The 12601-nt window shown below is 66.3% G+C and carries 12 protein-coding genes; 6 read left to right on the forward strand and 6 right to left on the reverse strand.

The annotated features are described in order from the left end of the window. Positions 1-84 precede the first annotated feature (84 nt). Positions 85-1728 carry an NTF2-like N-terminal transpeptidase domain-containing protein gene (locus AC51GR_RS00280; protein WP_496322629.1) on the forward strand — a complete coding sequence of 548 codons (1644 nt, stop codon included), beginning with the start codon at positions 85-87 and terminating at the stop codon, positions 1726-1728. Between the two features lie 10 nt (positions 1729-1738). Here the strand turns inward: AC51GR_RS00280 and AC51GR_RS00285 are convergent, their stop codons facing one another. The 3 genes from AC51GR_RS00285 to AC51GR_RS00295 all read right to left on the reverse strand — a co-directional run bounded on the left by AC51GR_RS00285 (position 1739) and on the right by AC51GR_RS00295 (position 5010). Further along, positions 1739-3100, reverse strand: a complete 1362-nt coding sequence (locus AC51GR_RS00285) for a phosphotransferase family protein (protein WP_496322630.1) — start codon at positions 3098-3100, stop codon at positions 1739-1741. Further along, positions 3100-4371, reverse strand: a complete 1272-nt coding sequence (locus AC51GR_RS00290; protein WP_496322631.1) for an acyl-CoA dehydrogenase family protein — start codon at positions 4369-4371, stop codon at positions 3100-3102. Before AC51GR_RS00290 ends, AC51GR_RS00285 begins: the two co-directional genes overlap by 1 nt. A 75-nt stretch (positions 4372-4446) precedes the next feature. Beyond that, positions 4447-5010 (reverse strand): TetR/AcrR family transcriptional regulator, encoded by a 564-nt coding sequence (locus AC51GR_RS00295; protein WP_496322632.1) that lies wholly within the window; start codon positions 5008-5010, stop codon positions 4447-4449. A gap of 121 nt (positions 5011-5131) precedes the next feature. Between AC51GR_RS00295 and AC51GR_RS00300 the strand changes: the two genes are divergently transcribed. Then, positions 5132-5968, forward strand: coding sequence for an alpha/beta fold hydrolase (locus tag AC51GR_RS00300; protein ID WP_496322633.1), 837 nt, complete (start codon positions 5132-5134; stop codon positions 5966-5968). 4 nt (positions 5969-5972) lie between these two features. Here the strand turns inward: AC51GR_RS00300 and AC51GR_RS00305 are convergent, their stop codons facing one another. Further along, positions 5973-6713 (reverse strand): SDR family oxidoreductase, encoded by a 741-nt coding sequence (locus tag AC51GR_RS00305; RefSeq protein ID WP_496322634.1) that lies wholly within the window; start codon positions 6711-6713, stop codon positions 5973-5975. An 87-nt stretch (positions 6714-6800) separates the two neighbouring features. Between AC51GR_RS00305 and AC51GR_RS00310 the strand changes: the two genes are divergently transcribed. Further along, positions 6801-7676 carry an RNA polymerase sigma-70 factor gene (locus AC51GR_RS00310; RefSeq protein ID WP_496323329.1) on the forward strand — a complete coding sequence of 292 codons (876 nt, stop codon included), beginning with the start codon at positions 6801-6803 and terminating at the stop codon, positions 7674-7676. A gap of 13 nt (positions 7677-7689) precedes the next feature. On the opposite strand, the gene AC51GR_RS00315 is transcribed toward AC51GR_RS00310, so the two are convergent. Together AC51GR_RS00315 and AC51GR_RS00320 are read right to left on the reverse strand one after the other, a co-directional pair. Continuing rightward, on the reverse strand, positions 7690-8088 hold the full coding sequence (locus tag AC51GR_RS00315) for a DUF3054 domain-containing protein (RefSeq protein WP_496322635.1): 399 nt from the start codon (positions 8086-8088) through the stop codon (positions 7690-7692). Between the two features lie 30 nt (positions 8089-8118). After that, on the reverse strand, positions 8119-9258 hold the full coding sequence (locus AC51GR_RS00320) for a lysylphosphatidylglycerol synthase transmembrane domain-containing protein (protein WP_496322636.1): 1140 nt from the start codon (positions 9256-9258) through the stop codon (positions 8119-8121). Positions 9259-9383: 125 nt separating this feature from the next. Here AC51GR_RS00320 and AC51GR_RS00325 point away from each other — a divergent pair, with 125 nt between their 5' ends. Genes AC51GR_RS00325 through AC51GR_RS00335 form a run of 3 tightly spaced genes read left to right on the forward strand, consistent with a single transcriptional unit; the run spans position 9384 to position 12553 of the window. Continuing rightward, positions 9384-10649 (forward strand): AI-2E family transporter, encoded by a 1266-nt coding sequence (locus AC51GR_RS00325; RefSeq protein WP_496322637.1) that lies wholly within the window; start codon positions 9384-9386, stop codon positions 10647-10649. Positions 10650-10658: 9 nt separating this feature from the next. After that, positions 10659-11882, forward strand: a complete 1224-nt coding sequence (macS, locus tag AC51GR_RS00330; protein WP_496322638.1) for a MacS family sensor histidine kinase — start codon at positions 10659-10661, stop codon at positions 11880-11882. Beyond that, complete coding sequence (locus AC51GR_RS00335; RefSeq protein WP_496322639.1) at positions 11882-12553, forward strand: response regulator; 672 nt, start codon at positions 11882-11884, stop codon at positions 12551-12553. The genes macS and AC51GR_RS00335 overlap by 1 nt, the downstream gene beginning before the upstream one ends. The last annotated feature ends 48 nt before the right edge of the window (positions 12554-12601 follow it).

Below are 12601 nucleotides of genomic sequence, written 5' to 3' on the forward strand. Positions count from 1 at the left end.
GTTACAGGATCGTGACGACCTCGTAAGCAAGTTGGAAACCACATTGGTGCCGTTCACCCTGTTACAGGAGTGAAAATTGTGACTATGCATCGTTCCCCGGGCCGCCTCGCGGCCACCTCCGTTTTCGCGCTTGTCTGCGCGCTCGCCGTTGCTTCCTGTGGCAACTTCGGCGAGTCCACCGACACGGGTGCCGGAGCGATGCTGAGCGACTTCGCGAAGGCCATCGAAGACCAGGATCCCACTGCCACCGCGTTGCTGACCTCGTCGCCGGAATTGGCCATGAAGTCCTATGAGGCAACGTTCGAGGAGATGGCCGCGGAGAAGGTCGATGTCGATGTCCAACGGGCCGAAGAATATTCCGACGGCACCGCAACTTTCGAGGTCGAGACCACTTGGATTCTCGGTGACGACCGCGAGTTCCAGACGACCACAGAGGGGTCGGCGCGCAAACTGACCCCGGGCTGGCGGGTGCAGTGGGAGCCAGGTCTGCTCGCCGAGGACCTGTCGACCGGCGGCAGCCTGCGCCAGGTCCGCACCGATGCCACGCCGGCGCCCGCGGTGCTCGACCGTTTCGGCAAGCGGATGCTCACCCAACAGACGATCAACAACATCATCCTCGACCCCACGGCGACCGGTGACGTCGTCGGTTCCGTCGCGAGGCTCGCCAGGACCATCGAGCCACTGGCCCAACTGATCACCCCGGACGTCATCAACCGCCAGCTGGCCGACGCCGACAACAGGCCGGTGACCGTCGTGTCGGTCCGTGAGTCCGACATGATCGCGCTGGCCGGCGATCCGGCGTCCATCCCGGGGGTGTCGATCGCCAAGGAACCCAAGCTGGTTCTGCTCGACCGCCGGCTCGATTCACCGGTCTTCGACGGTGTGCGCGACTACTGGCAGGCGATTCTCGACGCCACCTCGGGCTGGGCCGTGCAGGGTGTGGCACCCGGCCAGGCACCGGTGCAGCTCGCCGGCGAGCAGGGACCCCCCGGACCCGACGTGACCACCAACATTGATCCGAACATCCAGCTCGACGCCCTCGACGCCGTGGTCGAGGTGGCGCAGCCGGCCTCGATCCTGGTGGTGGATGCGAATACCGGACAGATCCGGGCGTCGATGCGCAACGACCAGGCCGAGGTCTCCGACATCCGGATCGACAAGAAGTACACCCCGGGCGCGACCCTGGGCCCGGTGGCCGACGTGATCAACAGGGCGGCCGGTTCTGACGATGCCAAGGCCGAAGCGCTGCTCGGTCCGCTGGGACTGGGCGTCGACTTCACGGTCGCCGGTGTTCGCCCCGCATCTGCCGCCGACGAGAAGCCCATGGTCAAGCCGATGACCTTCCGGTCCGAGGATCTGCGGGTGTCGGCGCTGAACATGGCGACGCTCGGTGTGGCCGTTGCGCGCGGGAGCTCGGTGGCCCCGTCCGTGATCGCCGGTGTCGCCGGACAGGTCGAAGGCGGTGAACTCGGTGCCGTCGATCCCGAGGTTCTCGCCGCGGTCGAGGGCGCGATGAAGGCCACCGCCGCCGACGGTGACGCCAGCGACCTGGTCAACGCACCGGGCCTGCGAGCCCTGGTGGGCACCAACGGACCCCAGGGACCCGGCTGGTTTGTCGGGATCCAGGGTGACCGGGTGTTCGTCGTCTACTGCGAAGGCGAGAAGTCCGGTAGTGCCGCACTGGCGGTCGCGCAACGCTTCCTGACCCCGCGGCCGCACGCGCAGTAGAACCGGACCCTCACAGCTCCAGATACCGCGGGTTGGCCACCATCAGCCGATCGGTGACCGCGGCCCGCACCACGGCGATGACCCGCGGGTCCTGTGGATTCACCTCGCCGGCTCGGATCGCCAGTGCCAACTCGGCTTCGGAGTCGAAGCCCAGGTCGGCCAGCGCGTGGCGCTGACGATCGAGCGGGGCCGGGCCGGCGTCGAGTTCACGTTCGACGATGTCCAGCACGTTCGCAGCGACGCGGGCCCCGAATCGGGTTGCGTCCCCGACATCGTCACCGGCCATCACCGCGGTGCGAAGAAACTCCGACACCGCGTTGACGAGCTCGGCGGCGGTGGGACGTCCGTAGAGCCCGGGTTCGTTTGCCGGATCGGGTGGATCGGCCACCGCATCGGCCGGCCGGCCCAGTGCGAGGAGGATGTCGTGCTCCTGTTCGCAGACCCGTCGTCCGATCGCCGCGAGCTCCACCGATCGCTGTCTGCCCGACAGATGCCGCTGCGCCATCTGCGCGCAGACGATGCTCCACCACACGGTGCGGTAGAGCTGCCACCACCGCACTGCCTCGATGTCCGGTCGCGCTCCGGCGATCTCGGCGTAACCGTCGAGCAGTTCGTCGACGGTGCCGAATCCACCGACCTCCGGGGCGGTCCCGAACCGCCAGCACTTGACCAGCAGCCAGCCGAGATCTTCGCGGGGGTCGCCGATATGGGTGAGTTCCCAGTCCAGGACCGCCTCGAGTCCGGCGTCGGAGATGAGCAGGTTCCCGTTGCGGAAATCGCCGTGTACCACCGTCTCCGGAACCGGTTCCGGCCGGTACAGCGCGAGTGCGGCCAGCGCGATCTCGGTCACCGCGGACGGGGTGTCGAGGTCTAGATACGACTGCCGCAGTTCGTCGAGGCCGCCGCGGACCCCGCTCCGCAGTGCCGGCACCGCATCCGGCGATATCGAGTGGATACGGGCCAGGGTGCGGCCGAGTTCGGCGGCCAGGCCCGCACGCGCCCCGGCATAACGGTCGTCGCGCAACAGTTTTCGCGGAATCGTCTCACCGTCGATGTACTCACAGATGAGGTACGGGGCACCGAGTGCCTCGGTGTCATCGGAGAAGTCGATCACCCGGGGTACCGGGACACCGGCCTGCGCCGCCGCCGAGATCGCCTCCGATTCACGGCTCATCCCCTGCGGTCCGTGCGGGGCGCCGGGCTGACGTCGCAAGATCAGCCGCTGCGATTCGGCTCCGCGCCGGCAGGTGAACGACCAGGTCTCGCTGTTGGCCCCGGCGGTCAGCCTGCGCAGGTCCGCCACTTGCGCGTCCTCGCCGAGGACCGCGCCCAGAACCCTGGCCAGGAGGTCGGCGATGTCGTTCTGCGCCATCAGCTCTGGGAGGTGGGTCGGTTACGGCGGGGACCGGCGTAACCGAACAGATAGCCGGCGATCTTGCGGATCTGTACCTCGTCGGAACCCTCGGTGATCCGGTATCGGCGGTGGTGCCGGTAGATGTGCTCGAAGGGCATGTGCCGGGTGTAGCCCATGCCGCCGTGGGCCTGGATGGCCTGGTCGGCGGCGTCGCAGACCAATCGGTTGGCGCGGTAGTTGCACATGGAGACACGGTCACTGATCTCCGGATGGGGGAGCCGGTCCATCTCCCAGGCCGTCTTGCGAACCAGCCCGCGGACCATCTCGGCCTCGGTGTGCAGCTCGACCAGGGGGAACTGGATCGCCTGGCGACTCGACAGGGGAGCACCGAAAGTGATCCGCTGCCCGGCATATTCGACACTGCGGTCGATGCAGTACTGGGCCGCACCGACCCCTGAGGCGGCCTGACGGATCCGGTTCTCGTGCACAAACGTCTGCGCGACGGCGAGTCCCTCGCCTTCTTCGCCGAAGATCGCCGAGTCCGGGACCTCGACGTCGGTGATGGTGACCTCGGCGTGGTCGGTGGGCATGTTGAACGTCCACCATTGGAAGTCGACCGAGAATCCGGGGGCGTCGGTCGGAACAAAGAACGCCGTGATTCCCCGCGCGTCACCGTCTTTGCCCGATGTCCGGGCGAACACCACATCGTGGGTGGCGTTGTGCATACCCGAGTTGAAGCGCTTGCCGCCGTTGATGACCCACGAGTCACCGACCCGGCGGGCGGTGGTTTCCATCCACGTGGCATCGCTGCCGTGATCGGGTTCGGTCAGGCCGAATCCGATCCGGGCCTCACCGCGGATCATCGGTTCCAGGAACTCGTCTTGCTGCGCTGTGGTGCCATGGCCGAGCAGCATGTGGGCGAACGGGAAGTTGCCCACGATCGACGATTCGTTCTGTAGGTCGTTGTGCAGGCCGAGGCCCTTGTGCGCCAGGTGCTCCCGGATGATGGCCATGTCCAGGTTGCTGCCACCGCGACCACCGATCTCGGTCGGCAGGGCGTACCGCAACCAGCCCGCCTCGTCGGCGAGCCGGCGCATCTGCCCGAGCAGCTCTTCCCATTCGGGACGTGGAACGCCGCCGCCCTCGAAATCGGTCCGCGCCCACTCGCGCCGGTGGTCGAAGAAGCGGATGTTGTCGTCTGCTTCTTGCAACGGCCGGATCTGCGTGTCGATGAACTCGTCGATCTCACGCAGGGTGGTGGTGATCGCCTCGGGGACGGCATAGTCCACGGTCGGGGTCCTTCCCGTTGACGGGTGTTGCGGTGAACAATCGTTCAGGGCGACCGTAACGGGTTTTGGGGACGATCAAAGGGGTATGGCCTGGTCGATCAGAATCACGGCGGCGGACCGGGCATGCCGGGCGACGTCGGGATCGCCGCAGATCGCCGACATCGATTGCGCCCCTTCGGCGAGGATGGTGAGTTGGATGCCGAGTGCCTCTTCGCCTCCGGCCTGCTCGACCAGGTCGGCCATCAACCGCTGGAACGCCTGCTTGTGTTCCCGGACCGCGGCGGCGACGTCCGGGAACGTCGCCCCGAGTTCACCGAAGGCGTTCATGAAGCCACAACCCCGATAGTCGTCCTGGCTGAACCACTCGAACAGGAAGTCGTAGATCGCCAGGATCTTGTCGCGGGCCGTGGGAGCCGACTCGGTCGCCTGGGCAACCGCGGTCTCCCACATCTTCCGGCGGTGGTCGAGCACCGCGAGTACCACGTCGTCCTTCGACGGGAAGGTGGCGTAGAGCCGCTTCAGTGAGACCGATGCCTCTGCCCTGATCTGCGCCATCGTCACCGCCTGGATCCCATGGCTGTAGAAGAGCCGGTCGGCGGCTTCGACGATCAGCTCGCGCGACTCTGCATTGTTTTTCATCGGTACCGCCTTGCGTGGAGAACGTTCATTCTCTACAGTAGCAACCACGCCAGAGAATGATCATTCTCCGGCGGGCGTGATCCCGAACCGCTTGTCCCACTCGACGCTGAAAGGCGATGCCATGCCGTACGTCACCGTTGGAACCGAGAACACCACGAACATCGATCTCTACTACGAGGATCACGGCACCGGGCAGCCCGTCGTGCTGATCCACGGATTCCCCCTGGACGGGCATTCCTGGGAGAAGCAGAGCGCTGCGCTGCTCGACGCCGGATACCGGGTGATCACCTACGATCGTCGCGGCTTCGGGCAGTCGAGCCGGCCGACCGTCGGATACGACTACGACACCTTCGCCGCGGACCTGAACACCGTCCTGGAAACGTTGGACGTGAAAGATGCCGTCCTGGTGGGATTCTCGATGGGCACCGGAGAGGTCGCCCGGTACATCGGCAGCTACGGCTCCGGTCGGGTCGCCAAGGCCGCCTTCCTGGCCTCACTCGAGCCGTACCTGCTCAAGACCGACGACAACCCCGATGGTGCCGCTCCGCGGGAGTTCTTCGAGGACATCGTCGCGAGCATCAAGAAGGACCGCTACGCCTACTTCACCGAGTTCTACGCCGGCTTCTACAACACCGATGAGTTCCTCGGGACGCGGCTGAGCGAGGAGGCGTTGCGCAACAGCTGGAACGTCGCCGCCGGATCCGGGGCCTTCGCCTCGGCGGCAGCGCCGTTGACGTGGTTCACCGACTTCCGCGGTGACATCCCGAAAATCGATGTGCCCACCCTGATCGTCCACGGCACCGCAGACAAAATCCTGCCGATCGACGCCACCGGACGCCTGTTCTCTCGCCTGTTGCCCGAGGCGGAGTACGTCGAGATCGAGGGCGCCCCGCACGGCTTGCTGTGGACCCACGCGGACGAGATCAACGAGGTGCTGCTGAAGTTCCTGGCGCGCTGAGATATCACCGGTATTTCTCGACGAGGTACTGCTCGAAGTTCCGCTGCCCGAAGGGGGCTCCGGGAACCAGGTTTTCGCCATCGGAAAAGGCCTTGAAGAGCTTGCCGGGCACTCGCAGCGGCAGGGGTGGGCGGTGCGAACGCCGGGCCTTTCTCCAGGCGGCGAGCAGGTCCGCGGCAGTGCGCTGCTGTGGTCCGCCGATGTCGTCGACCCGGCCCGACGGTGCTTCCTCGGCGAGTTCGACCAACCGGGCCGCGACGTCCTGCGGGGCGATCGGCTGGAACCGGATCGACGGGGTGAGAAGCACCGGCAGGAAACGCTGCGCACTGAACAGGGTGTCTACGAACGGGTGGAACTGGGTGGACCGCTGCAACGTCAACGGCACGCCGGAATGCAATGCCAGTTCTTCGATGTCGAGGCGCTGACGGTAGAAGGACATCGGGATCTTGTCGATGCCGACGATCGAGAGCAACACAACATGCCGGACGCGGGCATCCGCCGCCGCGGCGAAGAGGTTCTCGGCGATCCGAATGTCTTTGGCACCGTTGGTCGTCGCGAGGTGGATGACCGTGTCGACGCCCGATATGGCAGCGGCCAACCCGGCACCGCTGTGCAGATCGCCGGCGACCAGCCCCGGTCCGCTCCGACGGCTCAGGGCCCGGACGTCGTGGCCCTGCGCGCGTAACCGGGCGGTGGTGGGGGTCCCGATCGTCCCGGTGGCCCCGGTGATCAAATAGGTCGTCATCGTTCGATCCTCTCGCCGACTGCGTTTGGCTGGTATTGGTTGAGACCGACGGCAGAACGCGTTCGTGACGAGAACGGGGTCGGAGTGATGCAGGACACGGCATTGGCCGCATTCGAGAAGGTCCGGCCCCGACTGTTCGGCGTCGCCTACCGGATGATGGGGTCGGTCACCGAAGCCGACGATGTACTACAGGACGCCTGGTTGCGATGGCAGGGGGCAGACCGGGACGCGGTGCGCAATCCCGAGGCGTTCCTGACCACGATCGTCACCCGGCTCTCGCTCAATGCGCTGACCTCCGCGCGTGCGACCCGCGAGACCTACGTCGGCTCCTGGCTTCCCGAACCGGTATCGACGGGCGATGACCCGGCCCTCGGTGCCGATCGTGCCGAGGCGCTGGAGCTGGCCGTGGTGATGTTGCTCGAACGTCTCGACCCGGCCGAGCGGGCGGCCTACGTGCTCCGGGAGGCTTTCGCATACCCGTACCGCCAGATCGGAGAGGTGCTCGCTGTCAGTGAGGCGGCGGCCCGTCAGCTCGCTCATCGGGCCCGGGGGCACATCGGGCGCGAACGTGCCACCAAGATCGACCCGGTCGAACGCGAGCGCATCATGACGGCGTTTGCAGCCGCGGCGACCGGCGGGGACCTCGCCGCGCTCGAATCGGTGCTGACGGCGGACGTTGTCTCGATCAGTGACGGCGGTGGTGTTGTCAGTGCGGCCAGGATGCCGGTGGTCGGCCGCGCCAAGGTGGCCAGGTTTGTGCTCGGGGCGCTCGCGAAGTTCGCCGCCGGTTCACATCCGGTGATGGTGCAGGTGAACGGAAGTCCCGCAGTGCTGACGGTGCGCGACGGTGAACCGGACACATTGCTGGCGTTCGAGGTGGGACCCGAAGGGATCAGCAGACTGCTGTTCGTCCGGAATCCGCACAAACTCACGCAGTTGCGGGCCCTCCACCAGCGGGTGTAGTGCCTGCCGTGGATCAGGCAGTGACGGACCGGCGGATCATCCTGATCCGAACGCCGCGCCATCCGAGCAGGAAGACGCCGAGGACGATCGTGGCGACGATGATGAAGCTCAACGCCACGCCCTGGTGGAACTGCTGACGCAACAGCATGCCGATGGCGACCGCGCCGACCCAGACCAGCACGCCGTCCGGGAACAGGCGTTCGGGCCGGAAGTCATAGGTGTGACCGTGGTCGGAACGCATGTGTGCGTAGAGATAGGCCAGCGACCATCCGATCGCCGCGCCGAGCGCAAAGGGCCAGGCGGTACTGAAGACGCCTTGGACGGAGAGGCCCTCGTCATGATTCATCCGGCCGATGAAGGCGAAGACGATTACCGCCAAGAGGTCTGCAAAGGCGGTGAACAATCGGCGCATACCCGCCACGTTAGCGGGCACCGGGTGCGTTCAGCGAACCGTGTCGGGCGGTGATTCGCCGTCTTCCGGGCTCTCGCCTTCGGGCGATGTCGACTTGTTGCGTCTGAGTTCGGCGTCTATCTCTGCCTCGATCTTCACTTCGACCTCGTCGGGGCTTTCCAGGGAGCGGTATGTGGTGCGGAACTTCACGAAGATCACCACCCAGCCGACCAGCGAGACCAACAGGTAGCTGATCATCCGGTACACCAACACGGCGGTCACCGCTTCACCGGCGCCCATGCCCGCCGAGGTGAGCGCGGGCACCAGGACCCCGTCCACGACGCCGAGGCCACCCGGGAGCAACGGGATGGCAGTACCCACGGCCTTCGACGCGGCATAAGCCACCATCAGCCCTGAGATACTCGGCTGACCTCCCACGGCGTAACACGCAAACGCCAGACAGGCGACGTCGGCGACCCAGTTGAACAGCGACCAGCCGAAGGCGGTGGTCGTTTCCCTGGGTTTGAGCTGGACGGCCTTCAGTTGCCGCAGGATCTCCTGCCAGCGCTCGACGCCGTGGTCGGCGGCCTTGTCGCGCGTGTTGTTGATCCAGCGCAGGAGTGTGACACCGAGGCCCTCGACCGAGTGTGGGTGGCGCGCGATGTACTGGGCCACGACCGCAAACGCCAAAAAGCCGCTGATCGAGAAGATGATCGAGAACGGGCTGGTCTGGGCGCCTGCGAGCAGTGCGCCACCGAGGCCGAGGACTGCGAGCCCCACGCCCATCAGCAACCCGGACATCACCACCTGCCAGGAGGCGACCACCGGAGTGGCGCCCCACCTGCGGGTTTCGCGGTAGGTGAAGGCCGGGGAGAGGACCTGACCGCCGGGCATCGTCTGGCTCAGCGAGTTCGCGGCCAGGACCACCGACAGCGACTGCCACTGCTTGACCTTGAGGCCCGCTGATCGCAGCAATGCGCGCTGGACCTGGGCGAAACTGTCCATCGACAGCATCGCGGCCAGAATGCACAGCGCAACCCATTCCCACTCGATCTCGTCGAGGTGAAACCACGTTTCCCGGAGCTTGGGCCAGACCAGGTAGGCCTCGACGCCGAGGATCACCAGAACGAGTGCGAGTGTCAGCCAGCGCACCCACCAAAAGCGGCGGCGGGGTCTGTTCGTCGCCGTCATGATCTGCAGCCTAGCGGCCCAGAGTGTCCGACTCGGTGACAGGAGGCATGAATGTACGAACCGACGCCTCTGGCGAACGGTGTTGTCCAGCGCGCACAGGCCACCTTCAGTCTAGTGTTGCGCTGGTGAGCGAGGCGAAAAACTTGAGTAGTAGTGACGTAGTCGACAGTCACCCGGCCGACCGCCTCAAAGTGCACCCCGTTGTCCGCGCTGCGGCCGAATGGTCCTGGCGACTGTTGGCGATAGCCGCCGGACTGTTCGTGGTGTCGATGGTCGTCTCCGAATACGAAGAGGTGTTCGTACCGATCGGCCTGGCGGTGCTGGGCACCGCGTTCCTTGTCCCGGTCGTCGATTGGCTCGACCGTCGCGGCATTCCTCGCGCGCTCGCGGTTCTGGGGACGTTGCTCGTCGCCATCGGATTGCTCGCGGGGATCATGGCTTTCGTCGTTCAGCAGTTCATCGACGGGCTTCCGGAGCTGACCGAGCAGATCACCAAGACCATCAACGAGAGCCGCAGCTGGCTGGTCGACGGACCCTTCAATCTCGCCGAGGACCAGATCGCACATCTCGGCGATGACGCCATCAAGGTCCTGAAGGACAACCAGGACAAGGTCACCTCGGGCGCATTGTCGACTGCCACCACGGTCGGGGAGATCGTCACCGGCGCGTTCCTGATGCTCTTCCTGATGATCTTCTTCCTCTACGGTGGCGGTCAGATCTGGCGGTTCCTGACCCTCGCGGTGCCGGTGACATCCCGCGAAAAGGTCTGGGAGGCAGGACAAAACGGTTTCGGTTCGCTGGTCGGATACGTGCGGGCGACCGTGGTCGTGGCGGCCACCGACGCGATCGCCATCGGAGCCGGCCTGGCGATCCTGCAGGTTCCGCTGGCCTTGCCGCTGGCCTCGCTCGTGTTCATCGGTGCATTCATCCCGATCGTGGGCGCGCTGGTGACCGGTGGGCTCGCGGTGCTGGTCACCCTGGTCACGCAGGGCTGGATTGCCGCCCTGATCGCGCTGGCTGTGGTGATTGCGGTGATGCAGCTCGAAGGCCATGTCCTACAGCCGTTCTTGCTCGGACGGTCGGTGCGGTTGCATCCGGTGGCGGTGGTGCTCGGTATCGCTGCGGGCCTGATCACGGCGGGCATCGTCGGTGGTCTGCTGGCCGTGCCGGTCATCGCATTCTTGAATACGGCGGTCCGCACGCTGGTGGCGAAATCGCACCTTGTCGAAGCTGATCCGGATCTCGCGGAGTTCGCCGCGGTCACCGGCGGTGAACACGACCGGATGTACGAGGCCACCCCGGACAAACCGAAGTGGGACGAGTTCGATCCCCTCCGGGCCTCCGGCGCGACACCGGACAACGAGCAGGACCACGCGGGCGAGTCCAGCTGAGGGCGTGGCGTGACCCGATCCTCGAGCGCACTGCGGCGACCATCCGGCACCGACGACGATCCGGTGGCGCCGCTGTGGCGCGGCGCCCAGGTGTTTCGTCTCCTGAGTTACCTCTACGCCTTGGGTTTTCAACTCGCTGTCTACGACGACTACGAGCGGGCGGGCTGGAGCTGGTTCTGTTTTGCACTGCTCACGCTGTGGACGGGCGCCAGCACGATCCTTTATCTGAAGGGACCCGGGCGTCGCTGGGGCTGGGTCGTCACCGATCTGGTGGTGGCCTGCGGTCTGATCGTCGCGACCAGAGCGCTGGCCTCGGCGCAGTGGGCCGCGGACAACCAGTCGTTTCCGACCACGTTGTGGGCGACCAATGCAGTTGTGGCCGCGGCGATCCTGGGCGGTCCGGTGGTGGGCGCGGTCTTCGGTCTCGCGGTCCGGGTGGCCAGCGCTGTGGCCAAAGGTGGCTACGACCTGAACGTCGGCCGGGATGCGACCGTGGTCGTGTTGCTGGCGGTGGGTGTCGGCGTCGGGTTGGCCGCCAATTCGGCACGTCGCAATCAGGAGCGGATCACCCGGGCCCTACGCCTGGCCGCGGCGGCGTCGGAACGGGATCGGCTCAGCAGGCAGGTGCACGACGGGGTGCTGCAGGTCCTGGCCCTGATCAGCAGAAGGGGTGCCGAGATCGGTGGAGAGACAGCCCAGCTCGCGCAGATGGCCGGCGAGCAGGAGCGTTCGCTACGCCGGCTGATCGCCGACATCGAACCGCCGCTGATGGACAAGGGCGCGGCCGAGGTGGATCTGCGCCTGCTCCTGCGACCCCACGCCGACGATTTGGTGACGGTGAGCGAACCGGGAGAACCGGTGCTGCTGGACCACTTTCGGGCGATCGAACTCGAGGCGGCGGTCGTCAACGCGCTCGACAACGTACGGTTGCACGCCGGGCCCGGAGCGCGGACGTATGTCCTTGTCGAAGATCTCGATGACGAGGTCGTGGTGAGCATCCGTGATGATGGGACCGGTATCGCCGACGGCCGCCTCCGTGAGGCAACCGCCGCGGGCCGGCTGGGTGTGTCGCAGTCGATCGTGGGCCGGATCGAAGCACTCGGCGGTACGGCGGAACTCGACACCGGCCCCGGTGAGGGAACCGAATGGGAACTCACGGTGCCGAAAGGGACGGGTCATGCAGGGCCGGGTTCGGACCCGGGTGTGACGAACAAGGACGAGGGGCGGATCTGATGGCCGATACGGGGCAGGGAATGCTGCGGGTGATGGTGGTCGACGACCATCCGATGTGGCGCGACGGAGTTGCCCGCGACCTGTCCGACGCGGGGTTCGACGTCGTGGCCGTTGCCGACAGCGTGGCCGCCGCGACCGCACGTGGCCGTGCGGTTCGACCGGATGTGGTGCTGATGGACATGCAGTTGCCCGACGGCAACGGAGCGCAGGCCACCGCCTCGATCCTCGAGAACTCTCCCCACACAAGGGTGCTCGTGCTCTCGGCGTCAGATGAACGCGACGACGTACTCGAGGCGGTCAAGGCGGGCGCCTGCGGCTACCTGGTCAAGAGCGCATCGAAGGAAGAGTTGCTGGCGGCGGTGCGGTCGACGGCGGCGGGACAGGCGGTGTTCACCCCGGGGTTGGCCGGCCTGGTACTTGGCGAGTATCGGCGTATCGCCCGCGACCCCGGTCGGGCCGTCGACGCGCCGGCCCTCACCGACCGGGAGACCGAGGTGTTGCGGTACGTCGCAAAGGGGTTGAGTGCCAAGCAGATCGCGTCGAAGCTCACCCTGAGTCACCGGACCGTGGAAAACCATGTGCAGGCGACCCTGCGAAAGTTGCAGCTGGGCAATCGGGTCGAGTTGACCCGTTACGCCATCGAACACGGACTCGACACCGAACCGGAATGAGCCGCCCGGCGGCCCGTCCCCTCGTGGTAAGTCCCTAGGTGAACCGAG

The organism is Williamsia sp. z71 (genome assembly GCF_059553375.1).

Coding starts and splice junctions, on each gene's coding strand:
- AC51GR_RS00320 (WP_496322636.1), bottom strand. CDS start 9,258: ATGACGGCGACGAACAGACCCCGCCGCCGCTTTTGGTGGGTGCGCTGG.
- AC51GR_RS00300 (WP_496322633.1), top strand. CDS start 5,132: ATGCCGTACGTCACCGTTGGAACCGAGAACACCACGAACATCGATCTC.
- AC51GR_RS00315 (WP_496322635.1), bottom strand. CDS start 8,088: ATGCGCCGATTGTTCACCGCCTTTGCAGACCTCTTGGCGGTAATCGTC.
- AC51GR_RS00305 (WP_496322634.1), bottom strand. CDS start 6,713: ATGACGACCTATTTGATCACCGGGGCCACCGGGACGATCGGGACCCCC.
- AC51GR_RS00280 (WP_496322629.1), top strand. CDS start 85: ATGCATCGTTCCCCGGGCCGCCTCGCGGCCACCTCCGTTTTCGCGCTT.
- AC51GR_RS00295 (WP_496322632.1), bottom strand. CDS start 5,010: ATGAAAAACAATGCAGAGTCGCGCGAGCTGATCGTCGAAGCCGCCGAC.
- AC51GR_RS00310 (WP_496323329.1), top strand. CDS start 6,801: ATGCAGGACACGGCATTGGCCGCATTCGAGAAGGTCCGGCCCCGACTG.
- AC51GR_RS00285 (WP_496322630.1), bottom strand. CDS start 3,100: ATGGCGCAGAACGACATCGCCGACCTCCTGGCCAGGGTTCTGGGCGCG.
- AC51GR_RS00335 (WP_496322639.1), top strand. CDS start 11,882: ATGGCCGATACGGGGCAGGGAATGCTGCGGGTGATGGTGGTCGACGAC.